We start from the raw sequence: 26024 nt of genomic DNA, 5'->3' as shown, positions 1-26024 counted from the left end.
TATTAGTATGCGCGTTGCCTTTTTAATAGGTATTAATATATTTTTTACAGGGTTATTTTTTAATGAAACTTAAGCTTTTATCAATTTTAGTAGCAGCCTCAGCTACAACCAATGCATTTGCAGCAGAAGAAGAACAAAAAACCTGGGAAGTTACCAGTGAAGTAGGCGCTATTATTACCAGCGGTAATACCGAAACAACGACCTTAAAAGGCGGTATTAAAGTATTACATAACTTAGAAAATTGGAACAACGAGTATAAGTTAGACGGCATCTACAAAGAAGATGAGGTAGAAAACGAAAACGGCATAAAAGAAAAACAGCGTACTAACGAAAAGTACTCTATTTCAGCACAAGGTAATTACAAGTTAAATGAGAAACACGCTCATTTATTTATTTATGGATCACACGTATCTGACTACTTTGGTGCATACCGAAGTGAGTCGGTTATTTCAGCGGGTTATGGTTTACGTTTACTAAACGAGTCAAACATGAAACTAAATGCTGAAATTGGCCCGGGTTATAAGTACTTTAAATACCCAGATGTAAGCGAAGAGGTTGATGAAAACGGCAACTCACTAGCGGGTGAATACGAAGGCGAAGTAATTGCGTTAGGTAAGTTAGACTTTAGCTGGAAAATTTCAGACAACGCGCGTTTTACCCAGTTAGTATCGGTAGAATATGGTGATACCAATACCAAAACTCGCTCAGAAACTGCGCTACTTACTAAAATTAATGGCTCATTACAAATGAAAGTAGCCTACAATATCACCAATAACTCAGATGTGGCTGATGACAAAGAAGCAACCGACACTGAGACCTCATTAACATTGGTTTACAGCTTTTAACATCAAGTAGTAAATTAATTGTAATAAAACTATGAAAGGGGCTAAAGTCCCTTTTTTATTTGCCCATAAATAATGTATGATACCCACCAATTTTGGTTGTAGACCTAGGGAAATACCTACTCGTGAACGTTATTAAACATTTATTAAGTGCTTTTGTACTTATATGTAGCTTTAGCACATTAGCATTTGCGCCAACAGCCGCTCAACTAGAGCAGTTTCAAAAGTTGCCTAAGTCTCAACAGCAGGCACTTGCAAAGCAATATGGCGTAGATATTTCAAGCCTTGAAGGTGCAGGCAATGCCAGTGGCAAAAATAACGAACAAGATAAACCCACAGTAGGTGAACGCAATACCGCCGACGAACAAGCTTTTACAGATGAAGAACGCTTTAAGCCAGAAGATAACACGGTAAAACCATTTGGTTATGACTTATTTGCCGGCGAACCCACCACATTCATGCCCAACGAAAATGCTGCAGTACCCGATACGTATTTAGTGGGGCGTGGCGATCAGCTATTAATCAACTTTTACGGTAAAGAAAGCGCAAGCTACGAAGTCATCGTTGATAGGGAAGGACGTATTAACATTCCCGACTTAAGTCCTGTTCAGGTAGCTGGTTTAACCTTTGCTGAAGTTAAAGAGTTAATAAAAGTAAAAGTTGAACAAGAGATTATAGGTGTAAAAGCGTTTGTATCGCTTGGTAAACTTCGCAGTATTCGTATTTTGGTTTTAGGTGAAGCATACAAACCAGGTAGCTATAGTGTATCGTCACTCACTACTGTGTCGCATGCATTATTTGTAAGTGGTGGCGTGTCTGATATTGCCTCACTGCGCAATATTCAAGTAAAACGCGGTGGTAAGGTTGTTACTAACTTTGATTTATACGACTTACTTATTCGCGGTGATAGCAGCAACGATATTATTTTAAAACCGGGTGACGTGGTATTTATACCGTCTGTTGGCGAGCAAGTAACCGTTGATGGTTTAGTAAAACGCCCTGCTATTTTTGAGCTTAAAAAAGGCGAAACGGCAGAACAATTATTAAAAATGGCGGGCGGCATAAAGCCAAATGCTTACGCTAAAAGTGTGATAGTTGAACGTTTTAATAACCAACATAAAGAAGTGCTTTCGGTAGACTTTAGCAAAGAGCAAGTTAACTACATTCCACAAGATGGCGATCGTATTCGTTTTAGTGCCATTGGTGAGCAATACCAAACTTCAATTAGTTTAATTGGTGCTGTAGTACGCCCAGGTAATTACCAGTGGTACAAGGGTAAGCGTATTTCAGACATATTAGGCTCAGTACGTGGTGACTTACTACCACAGGCCGATTTAGATTATGCATTAGTAGTGCGCGAAACCAACGTAAATGGTGATATTGAAATTCATCAGTTTGATTTAGCAAAAGCCATTACAAAAAATACTGAGAACAACTTACCACTTAACCCTAACGATAAAATTATTGTATTCAGTCGTTTTGAAGAAAAAGCATTAGAAGATATAGCGCTTGCAAATTTAGCGTTAACTAAAGAGCAGCAAGACCAACAACGCAAAGCTGAACTTTGGCATGAATACCAACAAAAAGAGTTTGAAAAATACGTTGGTGTGGCGGTTAAAAAGTCAGAGTTTGAAGAGGTAAATCCAAATTTAAGCATGGCGGAAATGCTTGAGAAAAAGCTTAAAGAACAAGAAGAAGATGCGCAAAGTTATGCGTTGTTTAGCCGCCATAATTTACTTAAACCGGTAATTGCTAAGTTAGAGCAGCAGGCCGGTGTAATGCAGGCGATGCAAATAGTGGAAATTAGCGGCAGTGTAATGTACCCAGGCATTTACCCGTTAATGGAAGGCGGTGAAGTAAAAGACCTAATTACTGCTGCGGGGGGCTTGTTAGAGTCGGCTTACACACAACAAGCTGAAGTAACAAGAATTGCCAATAACGATGTATCAAACATTGAGCATATTAAGTTTGATTTAAAAAGTGCTATGCAAGGTAAAGCCGCATCTAATATTTCATTACAGAGTAAAGACAGCGTAAATATATTTGCTATACCAAATTGGCAAGAAAACCTAAAAGTAGAGCTAAAGGGTGAGCTTAAATTCCCAGGGACTTACACTATTCGCCGCGGTGAAACTTTAAGTAACTTACTAGAACGCGCTGGTGGCTTTTCTGAGTTTGCAGCCACTAATGCCGCTGTATTTACTCGTCAGTCGATTAAAAAGCAAGAGCAACAACAGCTAGCGCGTTTATCTACCGAGCTTCGCCGAGATATAGCATCAAAAAGCTTTCAAAGTTCAGTAAGTAGCAACACACTTACTTACGATGAAATGAATAAGCTTTTGAAGGACCTTGCTAACGTTGATGCCGTAGGCCGCTTAGTTATAGATTTACCGCTTATTGTTAACAATCAGCAAAACTTAGTACTGCAAGATGGCGATGTACTTTATGTACCGAGTGAGCGCGACTCAATTAGTGTAATAGGTGAGGTTAATTACTCTACCTCGCACCTTTACAAAGAAGGTATAGGTGTAGACGAATACATAGACCTAAGCGGTGGCTTAAAAGAGCGCGCTGCTGATGACCGTATTTACATAATAAAAGCTAACGGCTCAGTAAAAATACCAAATACCGGCAACTGGTTTGCAGTTAATAACGCAAACCAACTTGAACCAGGCGATACCATTGTTGTCCCACTAGACGCAGGCCATATGGATAAGCTAACGCTTTGGAGCACCGCAACACAAATACTTTACCAGTTAGGTGTAGCAGTAGCAGCCATAAGCAGTATTTAATATAATGTAGGTGCGAGGAAAGCTTGGAGCACATGGCTATGGGCTATGGGCCTAGAGCTCGAAGCTCACGGCCGATGCTGTATATAGCTACTAACTGGAGCTTAGCTAACAGTAAAGGTGTTAAAACCTGCTACATTTTAACTTTAAAGTATTACTTTAGAGTTAAAAATGAAATATGAAAACCTAGAAGTTTGGCAAAGAGCTTTTAAGCTAAGTTTATTGATTTATAAAAACTTTCAGCAGCTCCAGGATTATGGTCTAAAAGATCAAATGTGCAGATGCTCTGTTTCTGTACCTAGCAATATTGCAGAGGGGATGGAAAGAGGCTTTGAAAAAGAAAAAGCTCGTTTTTTATGGATAGCTAAAGGCTCCATAGGCGAATTAAAAACACAAGTAATGATTGCTTCAGAATTAGGATATATAAATAGCTTAAAAGCAGGTTATATCCTTGAGGAATGTGAGGTAATTGCAAAGATGCTAAGCAGATTGATAACGGTCATTAAAAATAGCTCTTAGCCAATAGCTCGTAGCCCGAAGCCATAACCTAGAACTTATGAGATTTAAATGGAAAACAACTCAAACAATCTAAATCAAGCAAATATGCCAATGCAAAACAACATTGCTGATGACGAAATAGACCTTCGCGAACTATTTACCGCTATTTGGCAAGGTAAATGGATCATTATCGCTATAACTACCCTATTTGCTGTTGCATCTGTTTTTTACGCCATAAACCAGCCAAATATTTATAAGTCTGAGGCGTTACTTGCCCCTGCAGAGCAAGACAAAGCTGGTGGCTTGGGGGCTCTAGCGGGCCAGTTTGGTGGCTTAGCAAGTTTAGCAGGGGTTAATTTAGGTTCAGGTGGCGGGGTTGATAAAACGCAAATGGCGCTTGAGGTATTAAAGTCGCGCAAATTTACCAGTGAATTTATTCAAAAGCACAATATTTTGCCAGATTTAATGGCAGCAAAAACATGGAACCGTGAAACTAATACAGTTATTTATGATGAAGAGCTTTATATTGCAGATCAAAATAAATGGATTCGCGAAGTTGAATTGCCTTTTAAACCAGAGCCTTCAATGCAAGAGGCTTATAAAGAATTTAGTAAAATTGTTAGTGCAAATAAGGATAAGGAAACTGGAATGGTTAAAATAGCCATAGAGCATGTATCACCTTATGTAGCGCAACAATGGGTAAACTGGTTAATACAAGATATTAATAAAACTATGAAGCAACGCGACGTACTTGAGGCAAACAAAAGTACTACTTTTTTAACTCAGCAGCTAGAACAAACTAAAATTGCTGACATACGTACCGTACTTTACAAACTAGTAGAAGAGCAAACAAAAACCATCATGTTTGCTAACGTGCGTGATGAATATGTATTTAAAACCATTGACCCTGCTTTAGTACCGGAAGAAAAATCAGGCCCTAAACGTGCGCTATTATGTATTTTAGGTGTTTTACTAGGTGGTATGTTGAGCATTACGTCAGTAATTATTAGATATTTTATGAATAAAAAATAGTTAAAAGCTTAATAGTTTATATAATTCGAGTTATTTATAAAATAAGGATTTAAAGTGAAAGTTTTAACCGTATTTGGCACACGCCCTGAAGCTATTAAAATGGCTCCGTTAGTACACGCACTTAATAGTGATAATCGTTTTGAAGCAAAGGTATGTGTGACGGCACAGCACCGTGAAATGCTAGATCAAGTACTTGAACTTTTTAAAATAACGCCTGATTACGATTTAAATTTAATGAAAGCTGGGCAAACATTACCTGAAGTAACGAGCCGTATTTTATTAGAGCTTACTCCCGTACTAAAAGAATTCAAACCCGATGTAGTGCTGGTACACGGTGATACTGCTACCACTTTTGCTGCAAGTTTGGCGGCATACTATGAGCAAATAGCAGTTGGACATGTTGAAGCCGGCTTGCGTACTGGGAATATATATTCACCATGGCCAGAAGAAGGCAACCGTAAATTAACGGGCGCACTTACAAAATACCATTTTGCACCAACCGAAAACTCTAAAGCTAACTTATTGAAAGAAAATTACTCAGCTGAAAATATATCAGTAACTGGTAATACGGTTATAGATGCACTTTTACTTGTTAAGCAACAAATAGAAGATAATGCCGATTTAAGTAATTCGTTAGCCGGGCAGTTCCAAATGCTGGATGAAAGAAAAAAACTCATCTTAGTTACAGGGCACCGCCGTGAAAGCTTTGGTGGTGGGTTTGAGCGAATTTGTGAGGCATTAGCACAAACAGCTAAAGCGCATCCAAGTTGCCAAATACTTTACCCTGTGCATTTAAACCCAAATGTACAAGAGCCAGTAAAACGTATTTTAAAAGATGTTGATAACGTACATTTAATTGAGCCTCAGCAATACTTACCATTTGTGTATTTAATGAATCGCTCGCATATTATCTTGACTGATTCTGGTGGTATTCAAGAAGAAGCACCAAGTTTAGGTAAACCCGTGCTTGTTATGCGTGACACCACTGAACGCCCTGAAGCAGTATATGCGGGAACAGTTAGGTTGGTTGGTACCGATGTAGCTAAAATAACCTCAGCATTAAATGAGCTTTTAACCAACGATGAATCATATAAAACAATGAGCCGCGCTCATAACCCTTACGGTGACGGTAAGGCGTGCCAACGTATTTGCGATATTTTAGCAAAAGATTAATTGGTAGCAGCGATTTTATATCGCGTCACAATATTATAGAGAATAGATTCGCAAGCTATAAAAATATAAGTAATGCTTGCATAAAAAATTTAAGATTAGAATATTGTAGAACCTAGAACCTAGAACCTAGAACCTAGAACCTAGAACCTAGAACCTAGAACCTAGAACCTAGAACCTAGAACCTAGAACCTAGAACCTAGAACCTAGAACCTAGAACCTAGAACCTAGGATTTACATACACAAGGAATACCATGTCATTTGATACAATTTCAGTTGTTGGTTTGGGCTATATTGGCTTGCCAACTGCAGCAATGTTTGCATCACGTAAAAAAAACGTAATAGGGGTTGATGTAAATCAACATGCGGTAGATACAATTAACCGTGGTGAAATTCATATTGTAGAGCCTGATCTTGATATGATGGTACATACTGCTGTGACTGAGGGGTATTTAAAAGCGGTAACAAAACCTGAGTTAGCGGACGCCTTTTTGATAGCCGTACCAACACCATTCAAAAATAATGATTCTGAAATACCTGAGCCTGATTTAAGCTATATAAAAAAAGCCAGTGAAGCTATTGCACCAGTACTTAAAAAAGGTGACTTAGTTATATTAGAATCAACATCGCCTGTAGGGGCTACAGAGCAAATGGCTGACTGGTTAGCCGCTGCGCGGCCAGACTTAACATTCCCTAGTGCTGAAAGTAGTTATACAGATACTAACATAGATGTAAATATAGCACATTGCCCTGAACGTGTATTACCAGGCCATGTAGTGCGTGAGCTGGTTGAGAATGATCGCGTTATTGGTGGTATCACTGCTAAATGTTCTGCGCGCGCTGTAGAGCTTTATAAAACATTTGTGCAAGGTGAGTGTGTAATAACAAATGCGCGTACAGCAGAAATGGCAAAATTAACAGAGAACTCATGCCGCGATGTTCAAATTGCCTTTGCTAATGAATTATCAATCATTTGCGATAAGTTAGATATTGACGTCTGGGAGCTTATTTCACTTGCTAACCGCCATCCACGTATTAATATTTTACAACCAGGCCCGGGAGTTGGCGGGCACTGTATTGCAGTAGATCCTTGGTTTATTGTTAGTAAAACCCCTGAGCAGGCAAAAATTATTCATACTGCTCGTAAAGTAAATGATGCCAAACCACAATGGGTAATTAATAAAGTTAAGTTGGCAATTGCTGATTTTTTACAAGCTAACCCAACTAAAACAGCAAAAGATGTAACCATTGCTTGTTATGGTTTAGCGTTTAAACCAGATATCGATGATTTACGAGAAAGCCCTGCATTAAATATAACTAAAAAAATTACAGCACTGCATTCGGGCTCTGTTATAACAATTGAACCTAATATAAATAAACTGCCGAGTAGCATTTCGTCATTCAATTTATCTACCTTAGAGAATGCAAAAGAAAATGCGGACATTCATTTATTATTAGTTGATCATAAAGAATTTAAGGGCTGGGCGATAAAGAGTGACTACCTAATTGATACTAAGGGCATTTGGTAATGAAAATACTAGTAACTGGGGGGGCCGGCTTTATCGGTTCAGCAGTAGTGCGCCATATTATAGAAAATACACAAGACTCAGTTATTAATCTTGATAAGCTAACTTACGCAGGTAATTTAGAGTCACTTAACTCAGCATCTATGAGTGAACGTTACACATTTGAACAGGTTGATATTTGTAACAGAGCAGAGCTTGACCGTGTTTTCAAAACGCATAAGCCTGAGGCAGTAATGCATTTGGCTGCGGAGAGCCATGTTGACCGCTCAATCACAGGCCCTGCAGAGTTTATACAAACTAATATTGTAGGTACGTATAACTTATTAGAAGCTGCTCGTGAATATTGGAATACGTTGGATGGTTGTGCTAAACAAACATTTAGATTTCATCATATTTCCACCGATGAAGTTTATGGTGATTTACCACATCCAGATGAACAAGATGGCGAGCTCCCCTTATTTACTGAGCAAACTGCTTATGCACCAAGTAGCCCGTATTCAGCAAGTAAAGCGTCAAGCGATCATTTAGTTCGATCTTGGCTGCGCACTTATGGTTTACCGACCATAATTACAAACTGCTCAAACAATTATGGCCCTTATCACTTTCCTGAAAAGTTAATTCCTTTGGTGATATTGAATGCACTTGAGGGGAAGGAACTTCCAATTTATGGTAAAGGTGACCAAATACGTGATTGGCTTTATGTAGAAGATCACGCTCGAGCCTTATACAAGGTAGTAACTGAAGGTAAAGTTGGCGAAACATACAATATTGGCGGACATAACGAAAAACAAAATATTGAAGTAGTAAAAACCATTTGCAGTATTTTAGATGAGTTGGTGCCAAAAAAGTCGAGTTATGCCGAGCAAATAACATTTGTTAATGATAGGCCAGGGCACGATCGCCGTTACGCTATAGATGCATCAAAAATGAGTAAAGAGCTTAACTGGGAGCCAGTTGAAACTTTCGATACAGGGCTTCGGAAAACAGTTCAATGGTACTTAAAAAACCAAGCATGGTGTAATAATGTGCAGGATGGATCATATCAGCGCGAGCGACTTGGTGAAATAAATACAAAAGCCAAAGGAAAGTAATATGAAAGGAATTATTCTTGCTGGAGGTTCTGGCACTCGGCTTTACCCTATAACCATGGGTGTCTCTAAGCAGTTATTACCAATTTATGATAAGCCAATGATTTATTATCCGCTGTCAGTATTAATGTTAGCGGGTATTCGTGAAGTACTTATTATTACTACCCCGGAAGATAGCGACTCATTTAAACGTCTACTGGGTGATGGTTCACAATTTGGTATTGAGCTTAGCTATACAGTACAGCCAAGCCCCGATGGATTAGCGCAGGCTTTTATACTTGGTGAAGACTTTATTGGTCATGATGATGTATGCTTAGTTTTGGGTGATAACATTTTTTACGGCCAAGGTTTTACACCTAAGTTAAAGCACGCTGTTGAAAATGCAAAAAACGGTCAGGGAGCTACTGTATTTGGCTACCAAGTTAAAGATCCTGAACGTTTTGGCGTAGTTGAGTTTGATGAAAATCAAAAAGCGATCTCAATAGAAGAAAAACCAAAAAAACCTAAATCAAACTTTGCAGTAACTGGTTTGTATTTTTATGACAATTCCGTAGTCGATTTAGCTAAACAAGTAGAGCCATCACATAGAGGCGAACTTGAAATTACTTGTTTAAATGAAATGTATTTAAAGAAAAATAAGCTGAATGTCGAAATGCTAGGGCGTGGTTTTACATGGCTGGATACAGGTACGCATGAAAGTTTACTTGAAGCAGCGCAGTTTGTAGAAACCATTGAACGCTGCCAGGGCTATAAAATAGCCTGTTTAGAAGAAATTGCATTTTATAATGGCTGGTTAAGTAAAGAGAAAATTAAAGAACTCTCAAAGCCACTATTAAAAAATAGTTACGGCCAATACTTAATAGCATTAGTTGATTAGTTTTGAGGTGTCTATGGCAAAAAAGCTGATAATTTATGGCGCTGGAGATTTTGCTCTACACTGCACCAGAATTTTTGAATCTGAGAGTCAGTTTCAAGTTGTTGCGTATACAGTAGATGATGAGTATAGAAGCAGCGATACATTCAATGACAAAGAGTTAATTTCTTTCAGTAATGTTACCAAAAAATACCCCCCACAAGACTACTCTATGTTTGTAGCTGTAGGTTATAGTTCTATGCGTGCGAGGAAAAGGTTATATGAAAATGCTATAGCTAAGGGTTATTCTCTTGCTAATTATGTAAGCAATGACGCAACGGTTAATTCTACAGTAAAGATTGGATGTAATAATATTTTCATGGATGGTGTTATTATTGAACATGGTGTAAGTATAGGGAACAATAACATTTTTTGGAGCGGTGTAACTATTTGTCATGATACTAGCATTGAAAGCCATTCTTTTTTTGCAGCCCGTTGTATTGTTGGCGGTTACTCAAATGTAAAAAATATGTGTTTTATTGGTTTTAATGCAGTGGTGTTACAACAAATTATTATAGAAAATGAAACGTTAGTTGGCGCTTGTTCATTAGTTTTAAATAATAGTGAACCTCATACCAAACTCATTGGGCAGCCGGCAAGGAAAGTTGGTACACACTCAGATATGGGAATAAAGATAGGATGAACTTCACAGGAAAGAAAATAGCAATAATAGGTGCTAATGAGTATCAAAATCGCCTAATTTTAAAAGCAAAAGAATTAGGAATTGAAACACATGTTTTTTCTTGGGGTGGAGGAGAAGCAGGGGAATTAAACGCTGATAATTTTTATCAGGTTGATGTAACAAAGAGACAAGAAATATTTGAGAAGTGTAAGCTTTTAAAAGTTGATGGTGTTTGCAGTATTGCATCAGATTTAACTAATTTAACAGTAAACTATATCAGAGAGAAGTTAGGGCATATTAAAAATTCAAATGATTGTCTCGAATTAACAACAAATAAGTACTTGATGAGGGGGGCTTTGAAAGCAGGTGGAAGTCCAATCCCATACTATCAGGTAGCTAAAAAAAACCAAAACTTAATTGAGTTGTGTCACTTCCCATATATTGTAAAACCTGTTGACAGATCCGGTAGCCGCGGAGTTAATTTAGTTCATAACTTTGATCAATTACAAAAAGCAGTCAAAGAGAGTATTGAAGAATCATTTTTATCTGAATCAATAATAGAAGAGTTTATAGAAGGCGATGAATATAGTATTGAAAGCTATAGTAAAAATGGCTCACATTTCATATTACAAATTACAAAGAAATATACTACCGGTGCTCCTAGGTTTATAGAAAGAGCACACCTAGCTCCTGCTTTTATTGATATTAAATTAGAAGAAAAAATTAAACAGGTTGTATCGAAAGCATTAACTAATTTAAAAGTCGAATTTGGCTCAAGCCATTCAGAAATTAAGATAAATGAAGCAGGTGAGATAAAAATAATCGAAATAGGTTCGAGAATGGGAGGAGACTTCATCGGCTCCGACTTAGTTATACAAAATACGAAAGTAGATTTCTTAAGATTAGAGATAATGAACGCGTTAGGTCAAGATGTAAGTGATAGTGAGCTGACAGGAGATAAAGAAATAGAATCGGTTATTAGTGTTATATTTTCGTTTGATGAAAAGCATTACAACCAGGTTCAAGAGTTATTCTGTTCTAAAATTATTGATACTGCAGTTAATGAAAATTATTCTGGTAATGTTTTAAGTAGTTCAGAAAGATATGGATACCATATAATTAAGGTACCGAATTCAGAAGTTATGAAAATTAAGCAGGTATGCCAGTAATGATCCCTTTTAATATACCCCCCAAAACAGGTGCTGAGCTTAAATATATTGAGCAAGCTATTAACTCAGATAAGTTATGCGGTGATGGCCAGTTTTCAAAAAAATGTGAAGCATGGATAGAAGAAAACTTTAATACAGCTAAAGCGTTGCTTACTCCTTCATGTACAGCTGCATTGGAATTAGCGGCAATATTAATAGATATAAAAGAAGGTGATGAAGTTATAATGCCTTCGTATACGTTTGTATCTACCGCTAACGCATTTGTACTACGAGGTGCAAAAATCATTTTTATTGATGTACGCCCGGATACTATGAACATGGATGCATCATTAATCGAAGCCGCTATAACGCCTAAAACTCGTGCAATAGTCCCCGTACATTACGCTGGTGTGGCATGTGAAATGGATACTATATTAACCATTGCTGAAAAACATGAACTCTGGGTTATAGAGGATGCAGCTCAAGGTGTAATGTCAACATATAAAGGTAAAGCACTTGGGGCGATAGGCCATATTGGTTGCTTCAGTTTTCATGAGACTAAAAACTACTCATCGGGTGGAGAAGGCGGGGCAATATTAATAAATGACCCTAAATTAGTTGCTCGCGCTGAAATTATTCGCGAGAAAGGCACTAATCGTAGCCAGTTTTTACACGGTATAGTCGATAAATATACATGGCAAGATATCGGATCAAGCTTTTTACCAAGTGAATTGCAGGCTGCATATTTATATGCTCAATTAGAATCTGCTAGTGAGATAAATGACTTTCGCTTGTCACTATGGAATAACTATTACACTGAGTTTAGTAAAATATTGCAACCAGCGCAGCTCCCACACATACCTAATGATTTAAAACACAATGCACATATGTTTTATATTAAATTAGGTACTAGCGAGGAAAGAGCTAAATTTATATCCTTTATGAAAACGTGCGATATTATCACTCCTTTTCATTACATTCCGTTACACTCAAGCCCAGCAGGTATGCAGTTTGGCAAATTCATGGGCAATGATAAATACACATCACTTGAAAGCAGCAAATTAGTACGTTTACCCCTTTATTTTGGAATGACCCTCGCTGAACAGCAAAAAGTAGTTGAATCGGCAATGGAGTTTTTTTCTTGAAGGGTAAGGAGATACTGCATATAGCGGACTGTGATAAGTTTATCCCTCCTTATATTGATTTTGTTAATTCGCATTTTGATTCAACTAAGCATGAGTTTATGTTAACGGGTGGCATGTCATCTGGAGAACTTGATTATTGTACTAATGTAAATTTAATAGGGAGAACAAAGCTTTCAAAATTAAAGTATTATTTTTCTTTAATTATAAAAATGCACCAAGCTAATCAAGTTATTTTACATGGCTTATTCAATATAAAAGTTGTACAAATTCTCTTCTTTTCACCGTGGTTATTGAAAAAGTGTCACTGGGCTATATGGGGGGCTGATTTATACACATATCAGTCAGGTACTAAAAACTTTAAATGGAAAGTTAAAGAGTTTTTCCGTCGCCCTGTTATAAAAAATATGGGGCATTTAGTCACTTATATCGAAGGTGATATTTCGCTTGCAAGAAAATGGTATGGTGCAACAGGCAAATACCAAGAATGTTTAATGTACACGAGTAATTTGTACAGAGAGTACAAAGTACCTGAAAATAAAGAAACTACTGTGAATATTCAGCTCGGTAACTCAGCTGATCCGAGTAATAACCATATTGAGGCGCTTGAAAAATTATTACCGTTTAAAAATGAAAATATATGTATTTTTGTACCTTTATCATATGGCTCAGAAGTATATGCTCAACAAGTCATAAAGCAGGGGGAAGAGTGGTTCGGAGATAAATTTAAGCCCCTTACTGATTTTATGCCTTTTGAAGAATACTTATCATTTTTAGGGTCAATCGATATCGCTATTTTTAATCATAAACGCCAACAAGCGATGGGTAACACTATTACGCTATTAGGGCTTGGAAAAACGGTTTATATTCGCAGCGACACTTCTCAATGGTCTTTTTTGAAAGAAAAAAATATCAAAGTCGGTGATATAGATTTACTCAGCAGTTTAGAGTGTTATGAAAAAAAAGAAAATATTGAGTATGTCAAAGAGTATTTTTCTTTAGACAATTATAAAAAACAACTTGCTAAGATATTTGAAGTGTAACTTCCTAGTAGGTATTAAGGCTTTTGCGTCATTTATTTTATAAAGTTTTTATGGAATTAAAAACATGGTAAAAAATAGAAAGTTATGAATCCAAAAAAAATAGCCGCATTTTCACTCGGCCCTTTAGGTGGAGCGTTACTGGGTTTTATAACACTTCCAATAATAACATGGTTTTTTTCTCAAGAAGATATTGGTCGTTTAGCGATGCTAAATGTTGTAATAAGCTTTAGCATTTTACTTTTTAGTTTAGGTCTTGATCAAGCATATGTACGAGAATTCCATGAAATAAAAAGTAAACCTGCATTATTTAAAACCACTTTACTGCCAGGCTTAGTGCTTATATTTATAGCGTTAGGCGTATTGCTTTGCTTTGATAATGTAATTTCACTCTGGTTGTTTGAAATAGATAGTGTACTGCTTAGCTTACTTGTGTCTGTAGCCGTTTTATCTGCTTTTTTATCTCGATTTTTATCTTTAATATTACGTATGAATGAGCAAGGCTTTGCTTATTCTATGAGTCAGCTACTCCCTAAGTTACTTTTAATTTTAATTATTGGTGGGTATGTCGTTTTTTCTGTGAGTAAAAGTATAACCAACCTCGTTTTAGCGAATGTGTCGGCTACACTATTTGTTTGTATAATATATGCGTGGAATACGCGTAGCGAGTGGTTGCTAGGTATAAAAGAAAGTATTGACTATAACTACCTAAAAAGCCTTGTTAGTTTTGGGATTCCACTGATATTTGGTGGTTTGGCATTTTGGGGACTAACGGCGACAGATAAAATCCTTTTAAAAGAGCTATCTGATTTTGAACAGTTAGGTCTGTATTCGGTTGCTGTTAGTTTTGCGGCTGCAGCGACCATTTTCCAAAGTGTTTTTTCAACTATTTGGGCACCTATGGTTTATAGGTGGGCAGCAGCTGGTGAAAATCTAGATAAAATATATAAAGTAAATCGTTATGTATTATTAGCGGTAATTGTACTTTTTTGCTTGGCAGGTTTATTCTCGTGGGTTGTAACTTTAATACTTCCTAGCAATTATAATGACGTGCAATGGATTTTAATACCATGTTTAGGGTTCCCATTACTTTATACTCTTTCAGAGACAACGGTAGTGGGGATTGGTGTTACTCGTCGTTCTGGTTTTGCAATGCTCGCTGCATTGTTAGCTCTTGTTGTAAACTTACTTGGGAATTGGTGGCTAATCCCTGATTTTGGGGCGGCAGGAGCAGCTGTAAGTACTTGCGTATCGTTTTGGGTGTTTTTGTTATTAAGGACTGAGTTTTCGATTTATGTATGGAAACCTTTTCCGAGATTGCAATTATATAGCTATACGGCCTTGCTTGTAATTGGTGCCTCCCTAAGCACTTTTTATGGTAAAAATTACACGATTCCATTGCTTGCTTTTTGGTTAATTACACTTGTATTTAGTTTATTCTTTTTTAGAAAAGAAGTCGCAGAAATTTTTATTTGGATAGCTAATGCAAGTAAGTAATCAAGGTGGCTTTGAAAATAACTTCTATCTCGGAGCAAGCCCAATAATCAATAATGTTCTAGAAATTAATAAAACTAGCCCATTACTTTTGATGTACTTTATCGCGGACTTCTTATGATTTTATTTTTTATACAGTCTATTTTTTTTCTAGTCATGGGGTGCTTATTTATAGTTAAAAGAAAATTTATTTATCTGGTCACTGTAGTGGTTGTAGGTGCTTTGTTGCCCTATTCGGCAATCTTTAATGTCTATTTTTATTTCTCTGGCGCAAATGTATTTGATTTTTTTATCATAGGTATGGCGCTTTCTAGTCTATATCTTTTATTAATTGAAAAAGTTAAAATTCACTTACCGACTTCAATCGTTATTTATTTTTTTATAATAGTAAACTTTCTTTTCTTTTCTATTGTGATTTCCATTTTTTACAATGAGCACTTTAGGGTGTTAGCTGTCATTAAAGATATAAAGCCATTATTTTTAATTTTTACCATTTATTTTTCGTACAAGATTATAGTCAGTGAGCTTGGCAGGAAAAGTGACTATAGAGAAAATGCCTCTTTTGTTTATTCTCATTTACTTGAATTAATCTTGGTTGTAAAGTGTATAATTTTATTATACTTAAATTACAATGGATTTCTTTCGTCTCCATCTAGTGATGGGTTTTACACATCAGATGCTGAAATGATTTCAAGATATTCAGATTTTTCAATGGTTTTTATATTGGTAAGTTTTATTTTTACTTCCAAAACCTCTCCGTTGTTTTCTATTCTTTTGACCTTCCTTGCAGCGCTTTTATTATCTTTAATTTCAGGAAATAGAACATTTCTATTTATATATATGATTCTCTTCATAACGTTCTCCTTGAATTCTAGTGCTAAAGGGCGGTTGTTTGCATCGATATTTGGGTTTTTACTGTGTTTTTGTTTCTTAATCATATTGGCTTTTGACTTGAGGTTTGAAAATTCCATAAATATTGAAAACTTGGACCGGTTCTCTTCATTGCTTTCATATGAGACAATATATCGTTTGTTGGAAATACGTTATTCGCCTTTGTTCCAGCTTTATGATAGTGATACAAGTTTGCAGGCGTACATTTTTGGTTTTGGGGCTGGCACATCGTTTTATATCCCTTGGTTTGCTTATCGGCCGGGAATAGATCCATACTCAGCTTTTATAGATAACTTTTATCTGTCAATACTAGCAAAGTTTGGTGTGGTAGGTTTGTTAACACTCACATATTTCTTTTATTTATTAATTAGTAAAGTTTCAAAAGAGCTCCTTGTGAAATCAGTGGTGAGTTTGGCTTTGTTTGCTTACTGCACAACAATGAGTTTTTGGTACCAATCATCATTCTCATATTTAGCAATATGTTGGTTGTTTTTTTCTATGGTTCAAGTTAAACGCCAAAATAAAAATGTTTAATTCATAAGCGAAAAAATTTAAGGTTAAAATATTTATATGTTTAAAGTACTCCATGTTTTGTATCAAAGTTACCCTAATATATCAGGTTCTAGTACTCGCAGTAAAAGTATTGTTGATGCAATGTATAATTCATCAACTTTTGAACCCATTGTAATTACCAGTCCATTACAAAAGGGTTGTAGTGAAAAATCTTATGATATTATAGATGGTGTTTCATATTACAGGACATTTAAAAGAGGTAATGAAAAATATGAAGTCAATAAACCAAAAAGTTTTTTTACTAAATTAAAGAAAGCTGTATCCTTTATTTATTTTACTAAAGATGTTTATAAAGTTTCCAAAAAATATGACGTTGATGTAATTCATGCACATGCTATGGCATTTTGTGGAGTGCCAGCATTAATAGTTGCTAGGTTGCTTGGCAAAAAATTCGTATATGAAATTCGCAGTGATTGGCATTTAGATGAGGCCTTTTCTTCAGGTACTTTTTATCAAAACCTTTTTGGTAAAATTGAACTCTACGTTGCAAGTAAAGCTGATAGCTTAGTTGTAATAAGTGCTGGGTTATTCGAAAAGTATTCGAAGGTAAATCCAAGGACTTTCCTTATTTCCAATGCTGTGCATGATGATCGTTTTACAAAAAATGAGTTATTGCTGAAAAAGAATGAACAAATAAGTTTTGGTTTTATTGGCTCGCTTATTCCTTTGGAAGGGCTAGAGTTAGTCTTAGATGCATTAAAAATAGTAAAAAGGGATTATGGAGTTGAAATTGATTTCTTTATAGCGGGTAAGGGGGAATCAGTAAGTACTATCATAGCTAAATCGCAGTTACTAGGTATAACAAAGCAAGTTCATGCTTGTGGTAGTTTTCCATTTGAAAGTGTAGATAAATTTTATGATTCAGTCGATGTAATTGTAAACTTTAGAAGAGATGAAGAAATTGCCCATACAGTTACTCCTCTTAAGCCGCTAGAGGCTATGGCACAGAAGAAGCTAGTGATTGTTAGTGATGTTAGAGGTATGCTGGAATTGGTAACAGATAAAGTAAATGGACTTGTTGTTCCTGCTGAGAATGTAGATGAATTAGCGGATACACTCTATGATGTTTATAGCAGTTTTGATGATTATAATGCTTTAATTACTTCTTCATTTAAATATGTTTTAGAAAACTACTCTTGGAATTGTCATATCAATAAGTATGTTGAGGTATACAAGTGAGTAGTATTATCGAATATCTCTATGGTTTTAAGGTTTTTGCATTCAATAGTGTTGATGAATTGGCTACCTTTTCTATAAATAATCCTGGTATTTATATATCAATTAACGCTGAATGCTTATATGAAAAGGATGCTAACTTTATTAATATAGTCAACGATAACTATGGTTTTAGCGACGGTGTAGGCCCTGTTTTAGCAAGCTCCTTAAATGGCAGTGGGGTTTTAAAGAAGCTACCAGGATGCGAGCTCTGGCTATCTGTTTTAGATAAATTAGAAACTGGTAAGGTTGCTTTTTTAGGGGCTACTACAGATACGATGGAGTTATTAATTCGTAAAATAAAATATAATTACCCGCACTTAGATATTGTTTTTTATAACGATGGATACTTTTCGTCAGAAAAAGAAATAATAGAAAGATTAGTAGAATCAAAGCCTGAATTCGTTTTTATTGGTATGGGGCAACCAAAACAAGAGGTGCTTAGTAAAAAATTAAAACAACGGCTTTTAAAAGCAAAATTTTACCCTGTGGGAGGTGCTTTTGATTTATACACTGGAAAAGTAAAAAGAGCTCCCAAATGGTTAGTTAATTTAGGTTTAGAGTCTATCTACCGATTATATTTAGAGCCATCAAGATGGCGCAGGCAGATTGTTCTACCTAAATTTTTATTTAGGTGTATTTTTGATAAATTTTCTAGATAGGTTCAGTAAATATAATGTTTTTAGATCTGCTTTTTACTTTTTTTATTGCCTTTGCAATATTGTTTTTAATGCGTAAGGTAGCTCGCAGAGTAGGCCTAGTAGATAAGCCATCAGGGCGAAAAATGCACACGGGTAATGTACCATTAGTTGGTGGCGTTGCAATATGTATAACTATGGTTAATTATATTTATACACATCCTAACATGATTAACCATGCAAATTTATATATGCTTTGTATTTGCGGTTTAACAGCTGTTGGCGCATTAGATGACAGGTTTGATTTAAGTGTAAAAATACGCATGTTAGTGCAAGCGTTAATATCTGTAGCGATGATTTACTTTGCCAATGCAGAACTACATACATTGGGAAATTTACTTGGTTTTGGCGCTATTGAGCTAGGACTATTTGGTGGTGTGGTAACTGTACTTGCTGTTATTGGCTGTATTAATGCATTTAACATGGTTGATGGTATTGATGGCCTATTAGGTGGCTTATCAATAGTGACTTTTGCAAGTATTGGCATATTACTTTTATTAGCCGGAGAGCAAAGCCTCAGCTACTTATGTTTGTTACTGGTAGTATGTATGGTGCCTTACATACTATTAAACTTAGGTTTTGTTGGTCACAAACGTAAAGTGTTTATGGGCGATGCTGGTAGTATGATGATTGGGTTTACTGTTATTTGGTTACTTATTGGCGCAAGCCAAACAGCAGGTAACCCGATGATTCGACCTGTTACAGCGTTATGGCTTATTGCTGTTCCTCTTATGGATATGGTTGCCATAATGGTGCGCCGAGTAAAGCAAGGAAAGTCACCATTTAAGCCAGACCGTGAGCATTTACATCATATTTGTCAACGCTTAGGCTTTTCATCACTACAAACATTAACTCTAATTTGCTTTATTGCTGCGGTTTTTGCCGCTGTAGGTATTATTGGAGAGGTATTCTTAATACCTGAGTTCATTATGTTCTATGGGTTTATTGCTATTTTTACTGTGTACCTTATATTTTTAATAAATTATTGCACTGTAATGAATTATTTTCGCCGCAAATTAAACTTACCAGAGAAAAAGTTTTCACCAAACTAAATTATATGGTTGTATTAAACACCGAGTTAGCAACTCGGTGTTTTACTTTGTGTAATATTATGCACCTATAATTTATTCTTACCTTTAGCTGATTCAGGCTGTATATATTTAGCTATGCTACTTTTGTAAGCAAATATACTCACTTATGTTAAAGGACTATTTGTGAAAGCTGTAATTCCTGTTGCCGGTTTAGGCACCCGTATGTTGCCAATGACTAAGGCAATCCCCAAAGAAATGCTCCCCTTGGTTGATAAACCGCTTATTCAATACATAGTAAATGAATGTGTAGCGGCGGGTATTAAAGAAATTGTGCTCGTGACACATAGCTCTAAAAATGCCATTGAAAACCATTTTGATACCAGTTTTGAGTTAGAAGCCACGTTAGAAAAACGCGTAAAACGTACCCTACTGGAAGAAGTACGCTCTATTTGCCCACCAGATGTAACCATTATGCATGTACGCCAAGGTGAGGCTAAAGGCTTAGGGCACGCTATTTTATGTGCCAAGCCGATAGTTGGCGATAGTGATTTTGTTGTGGTGTTACCCGATGTAATATTGGATGCTTATACGGCAGATCAAAAAACTGAAAACTTAGCGGCGATGATCGCACGCTTTAATCAAACCCATGCCAGCCAAATTATGTTAGAGCCTGTTGCTATTGAAGATGTAAGTAAGTACGGCATTGCTGATATTAATGGTGCAGAGCTTGCTGCTGGTGAAAGTGCAGCAATTAAAAGAATAGTTGAAAAACCAGCCGCAGAGGTTGCGCCTTCAAACTTAGCCGTTGTTGGTCGTTATGTTTTAAGTAAAAATATTTGGCCATTACTCGCTAAAACTCATGTAGGTGCTGGTGGTGAAATACAGCTTACAGACGCGATTGATGCATTATTGGCTATTGATACGGTAGAAGCGTTTCATATGAGTGGCGGCTCACACGACTGTGGCGATAAACTTGGTTATTTGAAAGCGATTGTAGAATACAGCATGCGCCATGAAACTTTGGGCGATGAGTTTACCGAATATATGAAAGAGTTGGTTAAAGGGTAACGGGTTGCGAGCTCCGGGCGATGGGCATCGAGCAACGGGTTACGAGCGACGGGTTACGGGCTCCGGGCGACGAGCTTCGGGCCTCGAGCCTAGAACCTCGAATTAATCAGTTGGGCTAATGGTTTTATTTTCTCATTTACTCCTCATTCACTTCTCTTTGTGAATAAGATCTTAAAATATTTATGCACAAAGAGTTTAAGAGACGCTGCGCTTTTAGAGGAAGTTACGAGCTTCGGGCGACGGGTTACGGGCGACGAGCTTCGGGCCTCGAACCTAAATTCTAATACCGACGGGGGGTGAACCCGCTGCTACAGGTATAAAAAAACCTTGCGATATTAGCCGCAAGGTTTTTAAATATCTGGAACCTCGAACCTCGAACCTCGAACCTCGAACCTCGAACCTCGAACCTCGAACCTCGAACCTCGAACCTCGAACCTCGAACCTTGAAGCTAGCAGCCTTTTAAGCCCGGCCTCGTAGCGCAGAAATACAGCTTGCCAGCATGACAAACCCTAATGACACTTTAAACGCCAATGAAATGGTGCTCATTAATGCGTGGCTATTTTGCGCTGAGAAGGTGCTGTCACCAAGGTAATAATGCACAATTAAGTTGATTAAGCTCATGCCAAATAAATTACCAATAGTGCGTGATAAGTTCATTGAGGAAGACGCCACACCTAGCTCACTTTTATCCACCGCTCCCATAATGGCATTGTTGTTAGGGGTCGAAAATAAGCCAAACCCAATCCCTAATAATAACAGTGAGCCACTAATGTAAGCGGTGCTTGAACTAACCGATAACTGGGATAACAGAAAAAATCCAACCAGAACAATTACACAGCCTAGCGTGGCAAGTAAGCGAGGCTGTATTTTATCGGCAAGTTTACCTGCTAGGGGTGCCATAATAGCCATTGAAACCGCTTGCAGTAATACTATTTGCCCAGCATGTGCGGGGCTTAATCCTTTTATATATTGCAGGTACAAACTTAACAAAAAGGCCAGTGAAAAGTTACTAGCATACATGAGAAACGAAGTAGACAACGATAGGCTGAATACACGACTTTCTAAAAACATTTGTACTCTAATTAAGGGGCGTCGACTGCGACTTTGGTGAACAATAAATAGCATTAAACAAATGATTGAAAGTGCGGTTAATAGCCAGCCAGCTATATTCGGTAAATCACTTAATCCTAATACTAAGCACAGTGCAAAGAGCGAGAAAATAACCATGCCCCACCAGTCAAACGGTGATTTTTTATCGTTTTTCCATTCGCCATGTAAAAACAGTTTAATGGCAATAAGTAGCATAAGTACCAAGGGGATTTGCGAGTAAAACACGGCGCGCCATCCCCATATTTCAGTGAGCCAGCCACCAACCGCAGGCGCTGCACTGAGTCCTATGTATACACACGCCGCAGAGATGCCCAGTGCCATTCCGCGTTTATTATCAGGCGTGACAGAGGTGATAATGGCAACGCCTATACCAAAAATCATGGCGCCTGCGGCCCCTTGTATAAAGCGCCAAAAAAGCACCCACTCAATAGAGTTTGCTAACGCACACATTAGCGAGGCCAGTGCATTTAAACCTAAACCAAATGCATACACGCGTTTGCGACCATAGTTGTCTGCTATTTTACCGCACGGCAGCATAAAGATAACGCTACTGAGTAAATACAAGGTGGGCATCCACGCAATCATTTTTGCGCTTGCGTGTAAATCTTCAGCAAGGTCAGGAATAGCGATGTTAACGCCAGCCATGCCAAGCGGCCCAATAATAGAGCCGCTACAAACGATAATAAGTGCAATCGTAGTGGGGGGGAGATTAAACAAGAGGTATCCTTTTATTTACTGGCCTTAAAATGATACGTGAATATACTTGCTTGTACAGGATTTAAAGGGCAGCGGGTTGCGGGCGACGAGCGGTGGGCGACGGGGAGCGGGGAGCGAGCTACGAGCCTAGAGCTTAACACCGAACCTCGAACCTATCCCTTGCCAATTTCTACCGTCACCTCATCTCCCAATACTTCTCTGTATTTTGCTGCGAGTGTATTTTTAGCGTCATCATCGCCGTGAACTATTTTTATATGGTGGGGCTTTTTGCGCATACCGGTTACAAATTTGATGAGACCTGCCTGATCTGCATGAGCACTATAACCGCTTATAGTGTGTATTTTGGCGTTAATATTCACCCTAGTATTATTTATCAACACATAGCCATTATTTGGTCCGTAGGTTTGTATGTCGCGACCCAGCGTGCCGCGCCCTTGGTAACCTACAAAGAGTACATCGGTGGTTTTGTCGGTTAAAAAGCGCTCTAAGTAATTAACTATGCGTCCGCCGGTGCACATACCGCTTGCTGCTAAAATAATGGCAGGTGTTTGGCGGCTGGCTAAGTAATTTATTAACGCTAAGTGCTCGCTATGGGTGTTTATTGTAGTGAGGTTTTCAAAGTCGAGTGGGTGACGACCTTTGGCTACTTTTTGTTTGGCTTCTTCATCCCATAAATATTTAAATTTTCGGTACTGCTGAGTAAAGTTAGCTGCCATGGGGGAATCGAGTATTACTTGTATTGTGCGCCAAGGTGAGTTTTTAGCAGAAGCATGAATTAGCTGTTCAAGTTCGTATAACAGCTCTTGCGTGCGGCCAATACTAAAGGCAGGCACAAGTACTACGCCGTTATCGGCAACGGCGCGTTCAATCACGTTTTTTAAGGTTTGCGTACGTTGTTTACGACCTTGGTGATTTTTATCACCATAAGTTGACTCTATGACTAAGGTATCGGCTTTATAGGGCGCTTTAGGTGAGGGTAGTAAAGGCGTGTAGGGCGCACCTAAATCACCAGAAAAAACCACTCTATGATTATTGCTCGCTTTATAAGGAGGCGTGCTTATGTCTATTTCTACATAAGCGGAGCCTAAAATATGCCCTGCTCGTTGTAGTCGGGCTTTCGCTGTGTGTTCACCTTTGCAAGGAAGCTCAAACCAAGCTTTAAAGTCTACAGCTACAACTTGTTGTTTAAGCAGCCTTAAGCAGGTATCTATTATTTTTTGGTCTCGCGTAACGCCCACTTTTAATGCATCTTCAATGACTAAAGGCAATAAGCTTGCTGATGCAACAGAGGTAAATATAGGGCCTTTAAAGCCAGCCATCAGTAAATAGGGAATTCGGCCAACATGATCAATATGGCAATGGGTAACTATTAATGCGCGAACAGTGTCTATATTAAATTCAATGCTTAGATCATCTACAGAATCTTCACCTTGGAATAGTCCGCAATCAATTAGAAAAGAGCTTTGGTCGTTTATTATCAGCTGGTGGCATGAGCCTGTCACGCCATTTACTGCTCCGTGGTGAAGTATGTGCATTTTATGTCCTTATGTTTGGCTGCGGGCCACGGGTTACGGCTCGAAGCCCGAGCCTAGCACTTAGAGCCTAACGCCTTTATTTTATCGATAAATATAGCAGGTATTTTAATGTTGGTGGGACTTCATACCGTAACGGGCGGGCAGCGTGCCACGAGCGACGAGCCTAGCAACTAACATCTTGAGCCTAATACTGACGCGGGGTAAACTCCCGCCTACAGGTATAAAAAAACCTTGCGATGTTAACCGCAAGGTTTTTAAATTTCTCGAACCTCGAACCTCGAACCTCGAACCTCGAACCTCGAACCTCGAACCTCGAACCTCGAACCTCGAATCTAGCTCTTAAAAGCGTCTTGTAGTGGAGGAACTACTTGCTTTTTACGACTCAATACGCCGTCTAGCCATACTTTACCGTCTTCTGGTTTTTCACCATAGGCTTGCTCAACTAGGCTGGCATCGTCTGATGCAATTAGCATTTGTGAGCCTTCTTTCATAATGTCGGTCAGAAGTAAAAATACTGAATGACGACCGCCTTCTTCTTTAAGCTTGGCAATGTCAGCTTCAAGGTCAGCTTTAATCTCGTCAAATACTGCAAGGTCAATAACTTCTAACTGACCAATACCAACAAGGTTACCGTTCATGTTAAAGTCTTTAAAGTCACGCATTACTAAATCACGTACAGGCGTATCTTCAACGGCTGATTTAACGCGGAACATGTCCATGCCTAGTTCTTTAAAGTCTTCAATGCCTGCAATTTCAGCAAGGGCTTCAACACATTTAATATCGGCAGTGGTACAGGTTGGCGATTTAAAAATAACGGTGTCACTTAAAATAGCGCAAAGCATAATGCCAGCAATATCTTTAGGGATCTCTACGTTATAAAAATCGTACATCATCTTAATGATGGTGTTTGAACAACCAACAGGGCGGATCCAGCATTCAAGCGGGGTTGATGAGGTTAAATCACCTAATTTATGGTGATCAACCACGCCCACTACGCGAGCTTGGTCGATATCATCAGGTGCTTGGGTTTTTTCTGTGTGGTCTACAATGTAAACGTCTTCGCCAGCGTAGCTAAGTTTAAGCTCAGGTGCTTCGAAGCCAAATTTATCTAAAATAAACTGTGTTTCTGGTGATACTTCACCAAGGCGGGTTGGAATTGCCGGCTCATCAATTTGGTTTTTTAAATAAGCCAGTGCAATTGCACCACATATTGAATCTGAATCTGGGATTTTATGGCCCACTACATACATTGACATTGACTAAACTCCTTAAAATTTGCCGATATTCTAGCAAAGTATCCAGCTTTTAACATATAGACAGTGCAATTAAGTTTTAGCTAAACTTGAAAACCTTATATAAATTAGGAACTGCATATGCGATTAAGCCGCAAAGGTTGGAACAATGTTATTATTTTTTCTATGTTGATCATGATCTTCTTTTTAAATGGTCTTCATAAAAAGATTGGATCCGATGAAACGCAGGCGCAACTGCAGCCACTACTTCCTGTGCAAAGCTTTGTGTTAACACTTGAATTTAGCGACCAAAAAATTGAGCGCATTGGTACAAGCTGGCGTACTACTGCTTTGATCAAAGAGGTACCGCTTAGTTGGCAAGGTTCAGAGCAGCAACTTAGTGAGCTTGTTTATTTATGGCAAAATACAGCGCTGATGACCACCACCACACCTGATGCGCTTGATATTAATAAGCCACTATCGGCAGCGACGTTTGAACTCGCGGGTGAGCCCCTACCTTGGATGTATTTATTATATAAAGCAAATGGTGAGTATTATCTTCTCGAGAAAACCAGTCAGCGGCTAATGTTGCTTGATTTAAGCACTGCCAAGCAATTATTTCCTAGTTTTACCTTTTCATAAGTGAGTT

The 26024-nt window shown here is 37.9% G+C and carries 22 protein-coding genes; 19 read left to right on the top strand and 3 right to left on the bottom strand.

Annotation, left to right across the window (positions count from 1 at the left end):
* Positions 1-62 precede the first annotated feature (62 nt).
* From QL986_RS07085 to galU, 18 genes are all read left to right on the top strand, one after another.
* A complete protein-coding gene (locus QL986_RS07085) occupies positions 63-845 on the top strand; it encodes a DUF481 domain-containing protein (protein ID WP_290191403.1) in 783 nt (260 codons plus the stop codon).
* Positions 846-967: 122 nt separating this feature from the next.
* Positions 968-3634, top strand: a complete 2667-nt coding sequence (locus QL986_RS07080) for an SLBB domain-containing protein (RefSeq protein ID WP_290191402.1) — start codon at positions 968-970, stop codon at positions 3632-3634.
* Between the two features lie 168 nt (positions 3635-3802).
* Positions 3803-4150 (top strand): four helix bundle protein, encoded by a 348-nt coding sequence (locus QL986_RS07075; protein ID WP_016899555.1) that lies wholly within the window; start codon positions 3803-3805, stop codon positions 4148-4150.
* Positions 4151-4198: 48 nt separating this feature from the next.
* A complete protein-coding gene (locus QL986_RS07070; RefSeq protein WP_290191401.1) occupies positions 4199-5161 on the top strand; it encodes a Wzz/FepE/Etk N-terminal domain-containing protein in 963 nt (320 codons plus the stop codon).
* Positions 5162-5215: 54 nt separating this feature from the next.
* The gene (gene wecB / locus QL986_RS07065; protein ID WP_290191400.1) at positions 5216-6334 is read left to right on the top strand and encodes a UDP-N-acetylglucosamine 2-epimerase (non-hydrolyzing); all 1119 of its coding nucleotides are present in this window, start codon (positions 5216-5218) and stop codon (positions 6332-6334) included.
* A 251-nt stretch (positions 6335-6585) separates the two neighbouring features.
* Positions 6586-7860 (top strand): UDP-N-acetyl-D-mannosamine dehydrogenase, encoded by a 1275-nt coding sequence (wecC, locus tag QL986_RS07060; protein WP_290191399.1) that lies wholly within the window; start codon positions 6586-6588, stop codon positions 7858-7860.
* Positions 7860-8948, top strand: coding sequence for a dTDP-glucose 4,6-dehydratase (gene rfbB / locus QL986_RS07055; RefSeq protein ID WP_290191398.1), 1089 nt, complete (start codon positions 7860-7862; stop codon positions 8946-8948). The genes wecC and rfbB overlap by 1 nt, the downstream gene beginning before the upstream one ends.
* Position 8949: 1 nt before the next feature.
* A complete protein-coding gene (rfbA, locus tag QL986_RS07050) occupies positions 8950-9822 on the top strand; it encodes a glucose-1-phosphate thymidylyltransferase RfbA (protein ID WP_290191397.1) in 873 nt (290 codons plus the stop codon).
* 13 nt (positions 9823-9835) lie between these two features.
* Positions 9836-10501 (top strand): NeuD/PglB/VioB family sugar acetyltransferase, encoded by a 666-nt coding sequence (locus QL986_RS07045; protein WP_290191396.1) that lies wholly within the window; start codon positions 9836-9838, stop codon positions 10499-10501.
* A complete protein-coding gene (locus QL986_RS07040) occupies positions 10498-11649 on the top strand; it encodes an ATP-grasp domain-containing protein (protein WP_290191395.1) in 1152 nt (383 codons plus the stop codon). The genes QL986_RS07045 and QL986_RS07040 overlap by 4 nt, the downstream gene beginning before the upstream one ends.
* Positions 11649-12773, top strand: coding sequence for a dTDP-4-amino-4,6-dideoxygalactose transaminase (rffA, locus tag QL986_RS07035; RefSeq protein WP_290191394.1), 1125 nt, complete (start codon positions 11649-11651; stop codon positions 12771-12773). The genes QL986_RS07040 and rffA overlap by 1 nt, the downstream gene beginning before the upstream one ends.
* The gene (locus QL986_RS07030) at positions 12770-13813 is read left to right on the top strand and encodes a TDP-N-acetylfucosamine:lipid II N-acetylfucosaminyltransferase (protein WP_290191393.1); all 1044 of its coding nucleotides are present in this window, start codon (positions 12770-12772) and stop codon (positions 13811-13813) included. Before rffA ends, QL986_RS07030 begins: the two co-directional genes overlap by 4 nt.
* An 84-nt stretch (positions 13814-13897) precedes the next feature.
* The gene (locus QL986_RS07025; RefSeq protein WP_290191392.1) at positions 13898-15307 is read left to right on the top strand and encodes a lipopolysaccharide biosynthesis protein; all 1410 of its coding nucleotides are present in this window, start codon (positions 13898-13900) and stop codon (positions 15305-15307) included.
* 114 nt (positions 15308-15421) lie between these two features.
* A complete protein-coding gene (locus QL986_RS07020) occupies positions 15422-16729 on the top strand; it encodes a DUF6369 family protein (RefSeq protein ID WP_290191391.1) in 1308 nt (435 codons plus the stop codon).
* A gap of 36 nt (positions 16730-16765) precedes the next feature.
* Positions 16766-17947, top strand: a complete 1182-nt coding sequence (locus QL986_RS07015; RefSeq protein WP_290191390.1) for a glycosyltransferase family 4 protein — start codon at positions 16766-16768, stop codon at positions 17945-17947.
* A complete protein-coding gene (locus QL986_RS07010; protein ID WP_290191389.1) occupies positions 17944-18645 on the top strand; it encodes a WecB/TagA/CpsF family glycosyltransferase in 702 nt (233 codons plus the stop codon). The genes QL986_RS07015 and QL986_RS07010 overlap by 4 nt, the downstream gene beginning before the upstream one ends.
* A 14-nt stretch (positions 18646-18659) precedes the next feature.
* Positions 18660-19733 carry a UDP-N-acetylglucosamine--undecaprenyl-phosphate N-acetylglucosaminephosphotransferase gene (gene wecA, locus QL986_RS07005; RefSeq protein ID WP_290191388.1) on the top strand — a complete coding sequence of 358 codons (1074 nt, stop codon included), beginning with the start codon at positions 18660-18662 and terminating at the stop codon, positions 19731-19733.
* 162 nt (positions 19734-19895) lie between these two features.
* Positions 19896-20780: a UTP--glucose-1-phosphate uridylyltransferase GalU gene (gene galU / locus QL986_RS07000; protein ID WP_290191387.1), complete on the top strand. Its 885-nt coding sequence runs from the start codon at positions 19896-19898 to the stop codon at positions 20778-20780.
* A gap of 460 nt (positions 20781-21240) precedes the next feature.
* Here the strand turns inward: galU and QL986_RS06995 are convergent, their stop codons facing one another.
* The 3 genes from QL986_RS06995 to QL986_RS06985 all read right to left on the bottom strand — a co-directional run bounded on the left by QL986_RS06995 (position 21241) and on the right by QL986_RS06985 (position 25399).
* Entirely contained in the window at positions 21241-22608 is a 1368-nt protein-coding gene (locus tag QL986_RS06995) for an MFS transporter (protein WP_290191386.1), read from the bottom strand.
* Positions 22609-22760: 152 nt separating this feature from the next.
* Positions 22761-24143, bottom strand: coding sequence for an MBL fold metallo-hydrolase (locus QL986_RS06990; RefSeq protein WP_290191385.1), 1383 nt, complete (start codon positions 24141-24143; stop codon positions 22761-22763).
* Between the two features lie 332 nt (positions 24144-24475).
* Positions 24476-25399 carry a manganese-dependent inorganic pyrophosphatase gene (locus tag QL986_RS06985; protein WP_013464036.1) on the bottom strand — a complete coding sequence of 308 codons (924 nt, stop codon included), beginning with the start codon at positions 25397-25399 and terminating at the stop codon, positions 24476-24478.
* A gap of 117 nt (positions 25400-25516) precedes the next feature.
* On the opposite strand from QL986_RS06985, the gene QL986_RS06980 reads away from it, so the two are divergent.
* On the top strand, positions 25517-26017 hold the full coding sequence (locus tag QL986_RS06980; protein WP_290191384.1) for a hypothetical protein: 501 nt from the start codon (positions 25517-25519) through the stop codon (positions 26015-26017).
* Positions 26018-26024: the final 7 nt, after the last annotated feature.

The organism is Pseudoalteromonas sp. APC 3250, from assembly GCF_030407915.1.
GTDB classification, from domain to species: Bacteria; Pseudomonadota; Gammaproteobacteria; order Enterobacterales; family Alteromonadaceae; genus Pseudoalteromonas; species Pseudoalteromonas tetraodonis.
The sequence above is the reverse complement of the archived record's forward strand: the minus strand, read 5'-3'. Positions and strand labels throughout refer to the sequence as shown.